This is a genomic window from Staphylococcus sp. GDY8P119P (assembly GCF_017892075.1).
In the GTDB taxonomy this organism is placed as follows: Bacteria; Bacillota; Bacilli; order Staphylococcales; family Staphylococcaceae; genus Staphylococcus; species Staphylococcus ureilyticus.
Window position 1 is genome coordinate 1 of the sequence record NZ_JAESKJ010000011.1, and the last position, 17,692, is coordinate 17,692.

Here is a 17,692-nt window from a genome sequence, read left to right on the forward strand (position 1 = left end):
GGATACTATGTTTAATACATCACCAGATGGATGGTTATGTAAAACGATAATCGCATTACTGGCACATTTAATCGCTTCACTAAATATTTCTCTTGGATGTACGATTGAAGCATTTAACGTACCTATAAATATTGTTTTCTTTTTTATAACGATATTTTTGGAATTTAAGAAAAGTACAATAAATTTTTCTTGTTTTAAGTGTTCCATCTGACCCATCATAAAGTCCGCCACATCTCTAGGGCTAGTGATTTGAATTTTATCATCGACGCTTCCAGAATGTATGCGCTCTCCTAATTCAAATGCTGCTTTCAATATAAGTGCTTTATACAGTCCCACACCTTTTACTTTGTTTAAATCGTTAATGGATAATGCTTTTAACTCTTTTAAATTATCTACTGATTTTAGTAATTCATTAGCTATGTCTAAACTTGAACTACCTTTTCTACCTGTATTAATTAGAATAGCTAATAATTCAGCATGTGATAAATACCTAGCACCCTGACTCAACATACGTTCTCTTGGTTTTTGATGATCTGCAAGTTCATTTATTTTCAATAAATAACAACTCCTATGAAATAATCTAGATGTATTACAATATTGGTAAACTTAATCATTTGTAATGTCATTGGAATAAGATTCTTTAGAAGATTTCAAAAGTGAGATGTATTTATTCTACTACGAATAATATCTCATGTAGACTTTTTTCTCATTAATCTAATAATTGTTAATTTCTAGCTAAAAATTTTTAATTCAATATGAAACAGTTGCATCATTAAAATTTATGATTATCAAAATGATTACTATCATGCTGATATTTTCTAAAACTATCTATTAAAATGAAAATGCCTAATCCAAGTATGATTAAAGGAAGTATGATGATGAAATATATTGTGAGTTTCCCAAATATATTAGTTAAAAATGCTAAAGCAAATATTATTAAAAATACAAAATTTAATAAACTTAATAGTGTCGTTCTATTCATAACTGAATCCATCCTTAAATTAATGTCTGTTCAAAGATATCTCATAATAGTGCGTTAAAATTCGACAAATAAAATCATACATTTTATATATAATTAAAAAGCATAGTAAGTTTCAACATGTAAATCTTACATATTAAAATAACTATGCTTTTAATCAAACTACTCTTCTTTTTTAACTTCTTCTACTGTTTTTTCAACTTCTTCACGTGTCATTTTTTCACGTCCATTTTTCATTGCTTTTAATGTTTTATGTGCGAACGCTAATGGTAAACGACAGAACAACAATATCGTTCTTTTATTGATAGCCTTCATGTATTCATCGGCTTTTGCTAAATTTTCTTCAGCATATGCAAATAAATCTGCGCGAGTCCAACCATCTGGAACAAAGCTTACGTCACGTTCTTCAAGATCTTCTTCCTCGTTACGAAGGATGTTGACAGCCTGCAGTCCTCTTCCGTAGCCTATTGCTAAATCTCTATCTGTTTTAACATTTGCACAAACATCCCAGAGTTTAGATAGCATTACACCTACAAGCCCAGCCACATAATATGTATAATCATCTAAATCATCGCGAGATTTAATTCTCCAATTAGCTTTTGCCCATTTTGCCATACCATACGCCATTTCACTAGAAGATTCTCTAACGATTGACCGTGTGTGTTCAGGGCAAGCATCCAACCAATCTTCCAATCTTACTGTAACCTCTGGTAATTTATCTTTGACTGGATTTATGATTTCTAAATATTTTTCTGAATCAAAAGGTGTTTTAAGTAAATCGCTAATTTGCATTAACATATGATACTTTAAATCATTACTAATTTCTTCATGATCTTCAATTTCATCAATTGCACGCATAACTAAATATGCACAAGCTACAGAATGTTTTAGTTCTTTTTCTAAAAAAGTAATTGGAATATAAAACGTACGGCTTGTCTCTTTTAAAACGCGCATTGCATCTTTTGGGAATTTCTTTTCTGCCATTTTATGAGTTCCCCTCCCTTTTCTTGATATTATCATATTTTTAAATATTAAAATAGCATATGCTATACTGTTAGCAGATTTATACTTATGTTATTTAAATATATTAAAAAGCGAGAATAAAATCGACTAAAATTAATCAATTCTATTTCCCGCTTCTAGGAGTTAACAAACACAGATTTTTAAAATACTAAGCTTCTAAAGATTTTAGTACTTAAATGTAACTTTAAATTCTATTATACAAACTCTTCGTATTCATAAGGATTTTGTCCTTCAACACGACCATTTTCACCTTTGTCTAATGCATCAATTTTAGCAATATCTTGATCTGATAGTTCAAAGTCTAGATAGTTAAAGTTATCACGTTGATGGTTATATTGTGATGCTTTAACTACAGGAAAAACATGTTTTTGGTTTACCCAATTAATAATGACTTGTGCTGTAGAACGATGATATTTTTCAGCAATTTCTTTAATTGTATCATTCATTAGCACATCATTAATCTCACGACCCAATGGACTCCACGCTTCTGATAAAATACCACGCTTATCATTTTCTTCAATTAATTCACTATTATTAAAGTATGGGTGAATTTCTATTTGGTTAGTTACCGGAGTAACTCCTGTTGCCTCAATGATGTCATCTAAATGATCAGGCATAAAATTAGATACACCTATTGATTTTATTAATCCATATTTTTGAGCATCAACTAATGCTTGCCAAGCTTCTACATATTTACCTTGTTTAGGATTAGGCCAATGAACTAGATATTTATCAAAATAATCTAAACCTGTTCTATAAAGAGATTCTTGTATCAAGTTAATTGCCTTATCATATTCATGAGCCGAACCTGGTAATTTGGCACTGACATAAATTTCTTCTCTTGGAATACTAGAACGACGAATAGCTTCACCTACCATCCCTTCATTATTGTAGTTAGTAGAAGTATCAATGACGCTATAACCTAGATTTAATGCATTTTCTAATTCTTTAACACCTTTACCACCTTGAATATTAACTGTACCTAATGCTATATGAGGTAATGTGGTACCATCATTTAATAGAAACTTTTTATTTAAACTCAATTTATAACTTCCTTTCAATATTAGGTGAGTTTTGTTACAAATCAACCTTAAATTGATTTTAAATCATTACTTTTATATTTTACCCTCTTTTAAGCATTTTTAATCGCTATAGTTGCCTGAATTAATCATAAATATCTAAATCCTACTTCGAAAATTCTTAAATGTAATAAAACTGTCTCTATACAAAAAGCAAGATATATAAATGGGATAAGTGGTATTTTAATTTTTCGTTTTTTTGTTTGAAGCACTAATATCGTTGAAATTACACTGCCTAGTAAGAAAGTAAGAAAGAGTATGTTAATAAAGATGGAATAAGGTATTAAGTAAGATAAAAGTGAACAAATTAATATATCGCCATATCCAATAGCATGTTTGAACAAGAAATAAAATATGTGTAGAAAGAATGTAACAATGACAAAATAATTAAGATGACCCTCAAAAATTATTGCACTAACAAAAGCAAATATTAAAAATATATGTAATGGGATAGAAAGTGTTTGTATATCAAAGAGAGCAAAAACAAGCAGAAATAAATATAAACATATGAAAGTACTTAACGCTTGTACACTTGGATGAAATAGTGTATAAAGTGCTGGTACTACTGACAATATTTCACCTAAGATATAACATCTACTAAGCGTTTGATTACAGCACGACGCCTTTCCAAAAAGTCTAATATAACTGAATATTGGTATGATATCTCTGTACCTCAATTGCTTATTACAGAAATCACATTTAGATCTACTTACCAAATACTTTAATTTAAAAGTTTCTACAAAACATAACTGGTAAAGAAAACTAAATAATACAGGACATACAACAAACAATAACAGCAATGAATCGCCTCCTCTTGCTTATTATACCTGCAAGAGCCTAGCTTTTTAACAAAAATATCATTTTTTTAAGAATAGTAAATATTTGTAGAAAAAGCTAGTTAACTATTTAACAAAAACAATAAATACCTTTGGTTAAGTTGTAAAATAGTAACTAGCTTTATGATATTCAAATAAAAATATTTAGAAATTCACTTTCGCTTTAACTTCACTAATGAAATACAAACTACCTGTAATGACTAACCCTTGTCCTTCATAGTTTTCAATAAATTGAACAAAATCATCTACAGTTTCTTTTTGCTCGAATCGTATTTCATCATAAATTTCTTCTTTTGTACATGCTTTTGGAAAATCAAAATCGGTAATATACATTGTAGAAGCAATTGTTTTTAATTGATCAACCATTGCGTGGATAGGTTTGCCATTAATAGCTGCATACAAAACGTCCACATTGTCTATTTTATAATAATCTTTTAATGTCTTTATGAGTGCTTCTATACTTTCTAAATTATGCGCACCATCTATAATCATCAATGGATCATCTTTAACCTTTTCAATTCTTCCTGTCCAATGCACTGCTTCAATCCCATTGATCATCTTGTTAAAATCTAATTCCACTAATCCTGATTCATTTAATTCGATTAATGCTGTAATTGCCAATGCTGCATTCTCTTTTTGATGTTCACCAAACATATCCAAAATAAGCGTTTCTAGTTCATAATTCTTATAGCGATATGTAAATTCCTCACCTTGTGAAATCACACTGATATCTCTATCTAACTCGATACCTTCTGCATTTTGTTGTTCTACAAAATCACGAATGACTTTAAGTGCATCTTCATTCTTCACAGCATATATAACAGGTGTTTCAGGTTTAACAATTGCACCTTTATCTTTGGCAATATCTACATATGTGTCGCCTAAAATATCAACATGATCTAAACCAATACTCGTTAAAATGCTAAGTATTGGTTTAAATACATTGGTAGAATCATTTTTTATACCCAAGCCTGCTTCTACTATTACAAAGTCAACCGGATGAATTTCTCCAAAATATAGAAACATCATCGTTGTAATAATTTCAAATTCTGTTGCTGTTCCAAGTTCTGTTTCTGCTTCTAATGCTTCACTTACTGGTTTTACCTTTTGAACTAATTCTACAATGGCATCATCGCTAATTGGTACACCATTTAAACTTATACGTTCATTAAACGTTTCTATAAAAGGAGATGTAAAGGTCCCAATTTCATATCCATTGTCAACAAGCGCTGACCTTAAATAGGCAACTGTTGATCCTTTACCATTTGTACCACCGACATGAATACCATTGATATTAAATTGTGGATTGTTTAATTTATCTAGCATCCACTCCATGCGTTTAACACCTGGTTTAATGCCAAATTTAGTTCGTTCATGTATCCAATATAAGCTGTCTAGGTAATTCATGTTAAGGACTCCTATGCTTTTAATTGATTAATGCGTTCTTGTACACCATCATATTTTTCTTGATATGTTTGCTTTTTCTCACGTTCTTCATTAATAATTTTTTCAGGTGCTTTATTAACAAAGTTTTCATTTGATAGTTTCTTATTAACACGGTCTAACTCTTTTTCCCATTTTTTGAGTTCATTTTCTAAGCGCGTAATTTCTTTATCCATGTCAATCAAGCCTTCTAATGGTAATACGACTTCACCAGCAGAAGTAATAGATGTCATTGCTTTTTCAGGGATATCTATTGTAGTTTTAATAATCAACTCACTTGGATGACAAAATCTATCAATATAATTTGAATTATTTAATAAAGTCTCTTTTATATTTTCATTTTTTGCTTGAATAAAAATTGGAATTGCTTTAGATAATGGCGTATCTACTTCTAAGCGTGATTGTCTTACGGATTTAATTATTTCAACAAGTTGTTGCATCGTTTCTTTACTTTCATCAAATACTAACTCATTATTGGATTTTGGCCAAGCTGCATTGACAATCGTTTCACCTTCGTGTGGTAAATTTTGCCAGATTTGTTCTGTTACAAATGGCATAAATGGGTGCAACATTCTCATCGTATTATCTAATACATATGTTAATACAGAACGTGTAACTTGTTTTTGATCTTCATCTTCTCCGTTCATAGGTATTTTACTCATTTCTATATACCAATCGCAGAATTCATCCCAAATAAAGTTATATAAAGCTCTGCCAACTTCTCCAAATTCATAACGTTCACTTAAATCAGTGACTGTATCTATTGTTTCATTTAAGCGTGTTAAAATCCATTTATCTGCTAATGATAAATTACGAGTTAAGTCAACATCTTCAACTTTGAAATTGTCACCAATATTCATCAGACTAAATCTAGCAGCATTCCAAATTTTATTAATAAAATTCCAAATTGATTCAACTTTTTCCGTAGAATAACGTAAATCATGACCAGGAGATGACCCAGTTGCTAAGAAATATCTTAAACTATCTGCGCCGTACTCATCGATTACGTCCATAGGATCAACACCATTGCCTAAAGATTTACTCATTTTACGGCCATCTTCAGCACGTACTAATCCATGTAATAACACATCATTAAATGGTCGTTGTCCTGTAAACTCAAGTCCTTGGAATATCATTCTGGCAACCCAAAAGAAAATAATATCATAACCGGTTACAAGTACATTAGTTGGATAATAACGTTGAAAATCTTCGTTTTCAGTATCAGGCCAACCTAATGTTGAAAATGGCCAAAGCGCACTTGAGAACCAAGTGTCTAATACATCCTCATCTTGCGTCCATTCTTCTGAATTTTGTGGAGGTGTTTCACCGACGTAAATTTCTCCTGTTTCATTATGATACCATGCAGGTATTTGATGCCCCCACCATAATTGTCGTGAAATCGTCCAATCTCTAATTTCTTCCATCCAACGATTAAATGTTTTTTCAAATCTTTGAGGTACAAAATCAATTCTATTATCCGTTTTTTGGTTATTTAACGCTTGTTCTGCTAATGGTTTCATTTTAACAAACCATTGTGTGGATAGATAAGGTTCAACGACCGCACCAGAACGTTCAGAATGTCCAACAGAGTGTTCATGTTCTTCAATTTTAATCACTAAATCCTGTTCTTGTAAATCTTTTACTAATGCTTCACGACATTCAAATCTATCCATACCTTGATATTTACCAGCATGTGCATTCATATGACCAGACTCATCCATAACAGTAATGCGCTCTAGATCATGACGGTTACCAATTTCAAAGTCATTTGGATCATGTGATGGCGTAACTTTCATCGCACCACTACCAAAATCGATATCCACATATTCATCTGCTAGAATTGGTAATTCTCTTCCAATTATAGGCAAGATTACAGTTTTACCTATCACATCTTTATAACGGTCATCATTCGGATTCACCACGATTGCAGTGTCACCTAACATTGTCTCAGGGCGCGTAGTTGCTATTTCTATATACCCATTGCCATTTGCGTAAGGATATTTGAAATGATAGAACTTGCCTTGAACATCTTCATGAATGACTTCTATATCAGATAAAGCAGTACGTGCAACTGGGTCCCAGTTGATAATGTATTCACCTCGATAGATGAGTCCTTTATTATACATATCGACGAATACTTTTTTTACCGCTTTACTAAGTCCTTCATCTAACGTAAAGCGTTCTCTACTATAATCTAAACCTAAACCTAATTTTGCCCATTGTTGTCTGATAAAATCAGCATACTCTTCTTTCCAGTCCCAGGCTTTTTCGAGGAATTTTTCTCTACCTAAGTCATGGCGAGATAAACCTTCTTCTTTGAGTTTCGCTTCTACTTTAGCTTGTGTCGCGATGCCAGCATGATCCATACCTGGTAAATATAGTGTGTCATACCCTTGCATACGTTTCATTCTTGTTATAATGTCTTGTAATGTTGTATCCCAGGCATGACCTAAATGTAATTTACCTGTTACGTTTGGGGGTGGAATAACAATTGTATATGTTTCTTTTGAATGATCTTCTGCTGCTTTAAAATAGCCATTACTGACCCATTGATCATAACGCCCAGCTTCAACTTCGTTTGGATTATATTTGGGGTTCATTTCCATGTTTAAAATCCTCCTTAAATAAATAAAAACCCATCCTATAAAATAGGACGGGTTTACCGTGGTACCACCTAAATTCAAGAAATTAACATAATAATTTCAAGCACTTAAAATTATGATTAACGCTCAAACACGCCTTAACCTACTTTATTATCTTTGTTTTGACAAATTTCAGCTAAAGTTCAATGAGGGCTACCTTCAATAAGTTAAACTGTACATTTTCAGCGACCATGTACTCTCTGTTAAATTTCAGCTTATTTACTCTTCCCATTAGACAATATTTCTTTACTTGATTATAGTATAATGGATATGAAAATAAGTCAATAAAATGGAGTGAAATTTATGAATGAATGTGCGTTCGGCACTACAGATCCTGTATATATTAATTATCACAATGAAAGTTGGGGACATCCTATTTATGATAGTTTGAAATTGTTTAAATTAATGGCGTTAGAATCCCAACATGCTGGTCTATCTTGGTTAACCATTTTAAAGAAAAAAGAAGCGTATGAACAAGCATTTTATAATTTCAATCCAGCTAAAATTGTAAAAATGACTTCAGAAGATATTGATAAGTTAATGGCATTTCCTAATATTGTTCATAATAGAAAAAAATTAGAGGCTATTGTCAATCAAGCTAAAGGTTATTTCAAAATTGAGCAAGATTACGGCAGTTTCAGTAAATTTTTATGGTCTTATGTCGATCATAAACCACTCGATTTAGGTTATATTCAATCAAGTGAACGGATTACAGTCGATCAACGTGCAACTGAACTTTCTAAAAAATTAAAACAATATGGATTTAGTTTTTTAGGTCCGGTAACTGTCTTCTCATTTTTAGAGGCAGCAGGACTATATAACGCTCACTTACAATCATGTCCTTATAATCCTAATATATACAACGGTGAGGGTTTTCATTAACATCAAACTAGTTTTGGTATAAAAAGTGACATGCTCCCTCATAGTTTTTATTTTTAAATGTCTACATGGAGGAGCATATTAGAGACTTTGTCGTCAGTCTGGCATGAGCTTTTGTTCATGTTTTTAGATTAAACAACTAGGAATCTTTCAAAAGTGAATCGATGTCATAAATATATAAATGATATGCATAAAATCATGAAAATTTAAATTTATAAAAACCACTCCGAAGAGTGGTCAAAAGGATGAAGTACTGGAGGTACTTCTCTTCTATAATATCAAACAGAAATGTGTTGTTCAATATATTAAATATTAAATTATTGTAAAAAAACAAAAGATTTACAAAGTTATATTTCGCTAATCATTTTTATTGCTTTCACGTTGACTTTCTCTAAATTTAAGAAAATAATTTAACATCGGTGCAATTAAAAATAATATAAAGAAAATTCTAAAGATATGATAACTAGATATCATCGCAACATCTGCGCCAGTTTCAATAGCAACTAATACGATTTGACTCATACCCCCAGGCGCAGCACCAAGGAATAGTTCATTTACTTGATGATGAGATACCGTTGCTATAAACAAGACCATGACAAATGCTAATAATATCAATAAAATATTCTGAAATGCTATTGCTATTGCAATTCTTCCTTTCATTTGGTCAAGTAATTTTGCTATTTGTATCCCTATTCGAATCATATATATGATTTGTGCTGCAGCAATGATGTAATTATCTAATGTGAAAGTCACGCCTGTAACTAAGTTCCAACATATCAGTACGAGGATAGGCGCAAGTAATTGCTTGGTTGGAAAATTTATTTTTGACATAACAAAATAAATAGCGACTATTGCGATAATGAGTAAAGCCATATTGGGAATTGTTAAAGCCCGTGTCAAAACTTCTGTAGATTGTCCAGACGTTGAATGATTTCCTGGGCTTTGAAAAAAATACGAAATAAATGGCACTAATATAACTACGAAAATGATTCTTGATGTTTGAGTTAAACTAACAACCATGATATTCGCTTTTTTATTTTCTTCTGCCATTATTAACATTTGACTTAAAGCGCCAGGAATCACACTTAAAATTGCCGTTTCAGTATTAACATTGGCAATTTTTTTGAAAAAATAAGCAATGATTAATGCTAAAATAAGTAACATAATTGTTATTAAAACAATCGTGAGCCAATCATCTTTAATGTCAAATATGACATTTTTAGTAAACGTAGAGCCAATTTGAACACCTAAAAGCACTAACCCGATTTGGCTCAACCAAAACGGCCACTTTATATCTAAATGTAAATAGCGTATACAAACGATACTAGCAATAATTGGACCAAACATAAATGGTAGCAAAACATGGGCAGCATTTAGTGCCAAACTAAAAATAAGCGCTAATATTAATACAATTATATTATTTTTAAAATGCTTATTCATATGCTCACAACTTTCCTTAGTATCGTTATATATACATCTCTAACTAAAACAATGGAGCGAGTTAGAAATCAAAATGCTTAATTTGATTTCGAATCCTCGCCCCATTAAGGTAAAAAGAACTCTAAAAAGTAAGTACAATTAAATATTTGTTAATGAAGCTTTTAAAATACTGTTTAATTTGGCTAAGTAGTAAATACCAACATTAAATTTTTAAATGACTAACATTAAACAATACGACTTAAAGCAGTATCAAATGCTGCTAATGTTTTTTCTATGTCCGCTTCTGTATGGGCAGTAGAAAGGAAAGTCCCCTCGAATTGAGAAGGTGGTAAAAATACGCCTTCTTTAGCCATTTCTCTATACATTTGACTAAACATTTCTAAATCACTTTGGTTTGCTTCTTCAAAATTAGTTACCGGTCCTTCATTCAGGAAATACCCTATCATAGAACCTGCACGATTCACAGTTATAGGTACATTATGTTTTTTAAAAATATCTTTTAATCCACTTTCTAATATATCTCCCAGTCTATTGAAATAATCATATGACTCTGGTGTTAATTGTTTCAAAGTTTCATAACCGCTTGTCATAGCTAGCGGATTTCCTGATAATGTTCCTGCTTGATATATATTACCTGATGGTGCTATATGGTCCATGATTTCTTTTTTACCGCCAAATGCTGCTGCAGGTAATCCACCACCTATAACCTTACCGAGACAAGTTAAATCTGGCATCACATCAAAGTAACCTTGTGCACAATGATAACCTACTCTAAAGCCAGTCATAACTTCATCAAATATTAATAATGAGCCATATTCATTTGTGATATCTCTTAAACCTTGTAAGAATCCATCTACTGGTGGTACAACACCCATATTGCCTGCTACTGGTTCAACGATAACGCCAGCAATGTCATCACCAAACTCTTCGAAAGCTACTTTTAATGATGCCAAGTCATTATATGGCACTGATATTGTATTTTTAGCAATACCTTCGGGTACGCCAGGAGAATCTGGTAATCCTAAAGTTGCAACGCCAGATCCAGCTTTGATTAAAAGCGAATCGCTATGACCATGATAACATCCAGTGAATTTCACTATTTTATTTCTACCAGTATAACCTCTTGCTAAACGTAATGCATCTAATGTTGCTTCTGTTCCTGAAGATACCATACGTAGTTTTTCAATGGAAGGTACACGATCAATAACTAATTCTGCTAACTTGTTTTCAATTAATGTAGAAGCACCAAAACTTGTTCCATTATCAACAGCTTCATGTAATTTTTCATTAACTTGTTTATTTTTATGACCTAAGATTAATGGTCCCCAACTTAGAACATAATCAATATATTCATTGCCATCAATATCGTATATTTTTGAACCTTCTCCATGATCCATAAAAATCGCAGGTGTATCTACAGACTTAAATGCTCTAACTGGACTATTTACGCCCCCTGGCATTAGATTTTCAGCTGTCTTCATTGCTTCTATAGAATTATTATATCCCATTTAAAATTGCCTCCTTATTGTTCATCAATATATCTACAAATATCTTTAGAGAAATATGTGATAATCATGTCTGCGCCTGCACGTTTCATTGAAATCATCTGTTCCATCACAACTTGTTTTTCATCAATCCAACCATTAAGTGCAGCAGCTTTTGTCATGCTATATTCACCACTTACATTGTATGCAATTACTGGTACATTAGTCGTATTTCGCACATCTCTAATAATGTCTAAAAAGCTTAATGCCGGTTTAACTATCATCATATCTGCACCTTCATGTAAATCACTGTCTAGCTCTCTCAATGCTTCTCTTCTATTTGCTGGATCCATTTGATACGTTTTTCTATCGCCAAATTGAGGTGCAGACTCAGCAGCATCACGGAATGGACCGAAAAAGCTAGAAGCATATTTTATACCGTAACTCATGATTGGTATATTATAATAACCAGCATCATCTAAACCTGCTCTAATTTCTGCAACAAAACCATCCATCATATTACTTGGTGCAATGATATCAGCACCCGCTTCTACTTGTGAAATAGCAGTTTTCACTAGTAATGGTAAAGATTTATCATTGTCTACATCATTTGTTTTTTCATCAATAACACCGCAATGACCATGGTCAGTATACTCACATAAACAAGTGTCTGCAACAACGAGTAAATCACTGTACATTGCTTTGGCTTTTCTTGTTGCTTCTTGAACAATACCATTATGATCAAAAGCGCCTGTACCGATGGCATCTTTTTCATTAGGTACACCAAAGAACATGATGCCTCTGATACCTAAATCATATGCTTCTTTAATTTCTTCATCAAGCAGATTTAAGCTAAGTTGATACACACCTGGCATTGACTTAATTTCTTCTTTAACATTGTCTCGTTCTACCACAAAAATAGGATAAATTAAATCTTCTTTGTGTATATGTGTTTCACGAACCATTTCTCTCATAGATTTACTACTACGTAATCTTCTGTGTCTATCAAATTGCATCATTTTCCCAACTTTCTTCAACTTTATTTATTAATGAATCTAACGTTTGAATATTTGATGTTGTTGCATCATAACCATATTGTTTGACCGTGTCTAAGGTTTGTTGTCCTATGACATAATAATGATTAAATCGCGGTGTTTCACTTTGCTCAAAAAAATATTTTACTGCAGATGAACTCGCAAAAGTAATGACATCTAGCTCATTATTTCGCATCATACGTTTAACATCTGCTATATTTTTAGTATGTGGTACTGGACGGTATAAATCAATTTTACAAACTTGATACCCTTGTTGATATAAACTTCTCTGCAATAAAGGACGTGCATAAGCACTTGAAGGAATCAATATTTTACTGTTTTTTGCAGTTTGAAAACATTTAAGAAAACCTTCTTGTGAATAATCTGAAGGATAAAATAATACATCTAATCCCAATGATTTACAATATTCTGCAGTTTTAGCGCCTATTGCAGCAAAATTTTTTACGTTCACTTGCGATAGAAATGGTTGAAAATACTTCACTGCGTTCTTAGACGAAAAAATAAGCCAGTCATAGTCGACATCTAATAAATTTATATCAAATGATAAAGGTTCTACATCTATAAACGGCTTGTGTAAAATATGCTTATCATTTTGTTTAAATTTAGAAGTTTGTGTCATAACTATAACTGGTCTCATTATTTTCACCTCGAACGATTATTGTTCTTCGTTTAGTGCTTTTATTATTTCGTACGCACCTTGTGTATTTAAGACTTCTGTTACTTTTTCACCTAATTCAACAGGATCATTCCCGCGCTCGGTATGTTCGTAACGTTCTTTACCATCAGGTGACATAATTAGTCCTGTAAATTCTATTGTACCATCACTATTTTTACTAGCATAGCCCCCTATAGGCACTTGGCAACTTCCATTCATGCGTTCTAAAAATGTACGTTCGGCAGTTACACATTCTGCAACATCCTCATTGTGGACTTTAGCAAGAAGCTCTAGCAGCTCCTTGTCATCAGAACGACATTCTATACCCAATGCACCTTGACCGATTGCAGGGATCAAAGTATGCTCATCTAAATATGATGTTACGATATCATCTGACCAACCCATACGTTTTAGCCCTGCTGCAGCTAATAATATGGCATCATAATCTTCATTATTTAATTTACTCAATCGTGTGTCAATGTTACCGCGAATCCATTTTATTTGTAAATGTGGATATTTTGCAAGTATTTGTGCACCACGTCTTAGCGAACTGGTACCAACAATACTTTGATTTGGCAATGATTCTAGCGGAACATGATTTTTAGCAATATATGCATCGTATGGATTTTCTCTGTCAGGTATGCAGCCTAAAGTCAATCCATCTGGAATTACGCTTGGAACATCTTTTAAAGAATGAATTGCCATATCAATTTCTCCATTAAATAGAGCATTTTGAATTTCTTTAACAAATAGACCTTTTCCGCCCACTTTAGATAATTGTTTATCTAAAATTCGATCGCCTTTCGTTACGATTTCTTTTATTTCCACTTCTAAACTTGGATCTACCATTTTTAATTTATCAATAAATTGTCTACTTTGTGTTAAAGCTAACTTACTTCTTCGTGAACCTACTACTAATTTACGCATCATGCGCAACCTCCTAGAAACAAGTCTATTCATTCAACTAAATCACACTTCAATAAATACCTGTCCATTGATGAAAATCAGATATATGTGAAGCGAAAAATAAATTAATCATACTAAGACAAAACAATATGATATTAAAATAAATTAATTTGTGCTTTGTTAGCATTTTTTTAACTCTAAAAATTAAATAAATTCCATATAGTAATGTTATGATTGAAGACATAATAACTTTAGGGTCTACAATGATATTTACCCCTAATGTATTAAACCCCCATTGTGCACCTAATACAATACTTAATATGATGAATATGAAACCAATTAAACTACTGTAAAATACCACTTGTTCAAGCGTAGCTACACTACCTATTCTAAAATATTTCTGGTCAAACCGTTTTTGCTTCAAATTATTGTATTGTATTAAATATAAGATACAATTTACAAACGCAAAGGCAAATAATGCGTAACTAATTACCGCCAAACTTATATGCACAATAAGCAATTCATTGATAATATTGAGTTTTTCACCAGTGCTTTGATAATGCATAGGTTGGAACGTATTGATTGCAATAAATAAAAAACCAATCATATTAAATAAAAATATAGATAAGTTTATTTGTTTTATCACATTGATTACTATGGAAATAGAAATAATAAGCCATGCTACAGCAAAAAACACATCAAATATATTACCTAATGGAATTTGTTTCGTTACATTTACATATAAAGATAAAGAGATTGTTTGTAACATCCAAACAATCCCCAATGAAACAAAACCAATCATTTTAACTCTATGATGCTTTTTCAAAAAATCATAAAAATAACAAGCAATGCTAAATAAATAAATTAATAATATAAGTTCATTTAATCTAATGAACGAAAATTCTTGCATATCATCACCATTTGCATTTACTTATTCAAAACTAAAAATTTGACTTGTTGTTGTTACATTGCGTTTTTTCTCTTTTGGTTTATAGGCTTGTTCAGCTTCAATGTCAAAAATGTTTTGAAATAGCTCTAATTTTTCGTTACTTTTTTTGTCACTACTCAACTCTTTTGCTTGCTTAATAGGATCTTTTAACATTTGATTTATGATACTTTTAGTGTGTTTTGATATCACTTTACGTTCTCTTTCTGTTAATCCAGGGAGTTTTCGATCAATACTACTCATTGTATCTTCTTGAATATCCATCGCTTTTTCTCTAAGCGCGCGAATAACAGGAACAACACCTAACATATTAACCCATTCATTATGTGCATCAATTTCTGCTGGAATTCTTTGTAAAATTTCATCAGCAGCATTTTGACGTTGTTTTAGGTTCGCGTCTACTAAACCTTTCAAATCGTCAACATCATAATTAAAAACATCTTGAATCGTATCTATGCCTGGTTCAATATCTCTTGGAACCGCAATATCTATCAACACGAGAGAATCATTTTTCCGTTGTGATTGAATCGTAGCCATCATGCTATTTGTAATGATATATTCATCTGAACTCGTTGAACTAATCACAATATCCGCATGTGCCAAAAGTTGTGGTAGTGCCTCTATAGATTCATATTTAACATTGTGTACAGTTGCTAATTTCTGTGCTTTACTCACAGTCCTATTAACAATGGTTACATCAGTTACGTCTGAACCTATCAAATTCAAGAGTGATAGCTCACTCATATCCCCTGCACCAATAATCAAAGCACTTTTATTATTAATTTTGCCAAATACTTTTTTACTAAGTTCAACTGCTGCATATGAAACACTAACTGCATTATCTGCAATATCCGTTTCATTATGCGCTTTTTTCGCAAAAGTAATCGCTTGTTTAAACAGATGATTAAATATAGTACCAGTTGTATCTTCTTCTTGAGCAATAAAGAATGCATCTCTAATTTGTCCAAGAATTTGAGTTTCTCCTAACACTACAGAATCTAAGCCTGAAGTAACTTGCAATAAATGTCTTACTGCTGCGTCCCCCACAGTTACTTCAGTTATTTCTTTAATCTCTTCAACATCAAACCCAAAATTTCTCGCTAAAAAACGTTGAATATAATAGCGACCTGTATGAATTTGATCAACAACAGCATATACTTCTGTGCGATTACAAGTTGATAATATTACATTTTCTAAAATAGATTTAGTTTCGAATAAATCAACATTGGCTGAACGTATGGCATCATCTTTAAAAGCAACTTGTTCTCTTAGTGCTACATCTGCTGTACGATGATTAATGCTTATCGCAATTAAATGCATTTATAACGCCCTCCATACATATTACAATAACTAAATTATAACACAATTATCATTTGAGTTAAGCATATTGCACACGTAAATTAGAAATATTCTAATCTACATTCAAATAGTTGTCATAATTTATAGGCTTTAACCGTTTTCTCAACATTCTATATATATTTTGCAATTATATCCCATACTTGTTGTTGCTTATTCGCTTGGATAGAAGAATAACTGATAATTTCATCTTCAGGTTCCATTTCAAGTTTTCGCTGGACATTGGCTAAATGTTTCTGTACTTTACCTTTAGCGATTTTATCTTCTTTTGTAGCAACTACTAATGTCGGAATATCAAAATACTTCAAATAGTTATACATTAAAATATCATCTTCTGTAGGATTATGTCTCAAATCAACAAGCTGAATGACAAGTTTTAAAGACGTTCTCTGAGAAATATATTTTTCAATCATTTTTCCAAACGCTTCACGTTGTTTTTTACTCACTTTAGCATAACCATAACCTGGCACATCTACAAATACCAGTTGATTATCAATATTATAAAAATTGAGCGTTTGTGTTTTACCTGGTTGTTGTGAAGTTCGTGCCATATTTTTACGTCCAATCATACTATTAATAAAAGATGATTTACCAACATTGGAACGACCACTGAGTCCTACCTCGCTCAAACCAGTTTCAGGATATTGTTCAGGCTTTACCGCACTGATTAATAATTCTATTTCATTAGGATTTATTTTCATTACCGACCCTCTTTTCTATTAAAGTCACTTCATTATTATATTACACAATTTCACTTATTTATATGTATTTTTATATGATTTATATTCCATTTTAAAAGAAAAAGGCTAAGACACATTTAAAATGTCTCAGCCTTTTAGTCTTAATTTTCAACATTGACTAATATAAAACTTTGATAATCTAATATATACAACGTTAATCAAAACTCATAGGGCAACCAGTACTAATCAATTGATTCGCTTTGATTCAGCCCTTTATTTTCAAACTATT

General features: G+C 31.8%; 16 protein-coding genes and 1 other annotated feature. Of the genes, 1 reads left to right on the forward strand and 15 read right to left on the reverse strand.

The genetic code is table 11. From position 1 onward, the window contains the following. The 7 genes from radC to KA830_RS10965 form a co-directional block, all read right to left on the reverse strand. Positions 1-555, reverse strand: a 555-nt coding sequence (gene radC, locus KA830_RS10935; protein ID WP_210134253.1) for a RadC family protein, incomplete at its 3' end; no start/stop codon positions are given. Positions 556-772: 217 nt separating this feature from the next. Beyond that, complete coding sequence (locus KA830_RS10940) at positions 773-982, reverse strand: hypothetical protein (protein ID WP_075100080.1); 210 nt, start codon at positions 980-982, stop codon at positions 773-775. Positions 983-1,141: 159 nt separating this feature from the next. Beyond that, positions 1,142-1,963 (reverse strand): squalene/phytoene synthase family protein, encoded by an 822-nt coding sequence (locus KA830_RS10945; RefSeq protein ID WP_204180454.1) that lies wholly within the window; start codon positions 1,961-1,963, stop codon positions 1,142-1,144. Positions 1,964-2,196: 233 nt separating this feature from the next. Continuing rightward, positions 2,197-3,045, reverse strand: a complete 849-nt coding sequence (locus KA830_RS10950) for an aldo/keto reductase (RefSeq protein ID WP_046207648.1) — start codon at positions 3,043-3,045, stop codon at positions 2,197-2,199. Between the two features lie 125 nt (positions 3,046-3,170). Next, entirely contained in the window at positions 3,171-3,881 is a 711-nt protein-coding gene (locus tag KA830_RS13910) for a prepilin peptidase (RefSeq protein ID WP_046207649.1), read from the reverse strand. A gap of 180 nt (positions 3,882-4,061) precedes the next feature. Further along, complete coding sequence (locus KA830_RS10960; protein WP_064208865.1) at positions 4,062-5,324, reverse strand: bifunctional folylpolyglutamate synthase/dihydrofolate synthase; 1,263 nt, start codon at positions 5,322-5,324, stop codon at positions 4,062-4,064. 11 nt (positions 5,325-5,335) lie between these two features. Then, on the reverse strand, positions 5,336-7,966 hold the full coding sequence (locus KA830_RS10965; RefSeq protein ID WP_210134254.1) for a valine--tRNA ligase: 2,631 nt from the start codon (positions 7,964-7,966) through the stop codon (positions 5,336-5,338). Between the two features lie 40 nt (positions 7,967-8,006). Next, positions 8,007-8,247: a binding site (T-box leader), on the reverse strand. 58 nt (positions 8,248-8,305) lie between these two features. Between KA830_RS10965 and KA830_RS10970 the strand changes: the two genes are divergently transcribed. Next, a complete protein-coding gene (locus tag KA830_RS10970; protein ID WP_046207652.1) occupies positions 8,306-8,884 on the forward strand; it encodes a DNA-3-methyladenine glycosylase I in 579 nt (192 codons plus the stop codon). 354 nt (positions 8,885-9,238) lie between these two features. On the opposite strand, the gene KA830_RS10975 is transcribed toward KA830_RS10970, so the two are convergent. From KA830_RS10975 to yihA, 8 genes are all read right to left on the reverse strand, one after another. Further along, entirely contained in the window at positions 9,239-10,321 is a 1,083-nt protein-coding gene (locus KA830_RS10975) for an AbrB family transcriptional regulator (RefSeq protein ID WP_064208863.1), read from the reverse strand. 224 nt (positions 10,322-10,545) lie between these two features. Continuing rightward, positions 10,546-11,829 carry a glutamate-1-semialdehyde 2,1-aminomutase gene (gene hemL, locus KA830_RS10980; RefSeq protein WP_046207654.1) on the reverse strand — a complete coding sequence of 428 codons (1,284 nt, stop codon included), beginning with the start codon at positions 11,827-11,829 and terminating at the stop codon, positions 10,546-10,548. 14 nt (positions 11,830-11,843) lie between these two features. Beyond that, on the reverse strand, positions 11,844-12,821 hold the full coding sequence (hemB, locus tag KA830_RS10985; protein WP_046207655.1) for a porphobilinogen synthase: 978 nt from the start codon (positions 12,819-12,821) through the stop codon (positions 11,844-11,846). Next, a complete protein-coding gene (locus KA830_RS10990; protein WP_204180452.1) occupies positions 12,811-13,497 on the reverse strand; it encodes a uroporphyrinogen-III synthase in 687 nt (228 codons plus the stop codon). Before KA830_RS10990 ends, hemB begins: the two co-directional genes overlap by 11 nt. Positions 13,498-13,515: 18 nt before the next feature. Beyond that, positions 13,516-14,442, reverse strand: coding sequence for a hydroxymethylbilane synthase (hemC, locus tag KA830_RS10995; RefSeq protein WP_204180460.1), 927 nt, complete (start codon positions 14,440-14,442; stop codon positions 13,516-13,518). A 49-nt stretch (positions 14,443-14,491) separates the two neighbouring features. Continuing rightward, entirely contained in the window at positions 14,492-15,331 is an 840-nt protein-coding gene (locus tag KA830_RS11000) for a cytochrome C assembly family protein (protein WP_064208860.1), read from the reverse strand. A gap of 21 nt (positions 15,332-15,352) precedes the next feature. Beyond that, complete coding sequence (hemA, locus tag KA830_RS11005; RefSeq protein ID WP_204180451.1) at positions 15,353-16,687, reverse strand: glutamyl-tRNA reductase; 1,335 nt, start codon at positions 16,685-16,687, stop codon at positions 15,353-15,355. A 149-nt stretch (positions 16,688-16,836) separates the two neighbouring features. After that, a complete protein-coding gene (yihA, locus tag KA830_RS11010; RefSeq protein ID WP_046207659.1) occupies positions 16,837-17,424 on the reverse strand; it encodes a ribosome biogenesis GTP-binding protein YihA/YsxC in 588 nt (195 codons plus the stop codon). Positions 17,425-17,692: the final 268 nt, after the last annotated feature.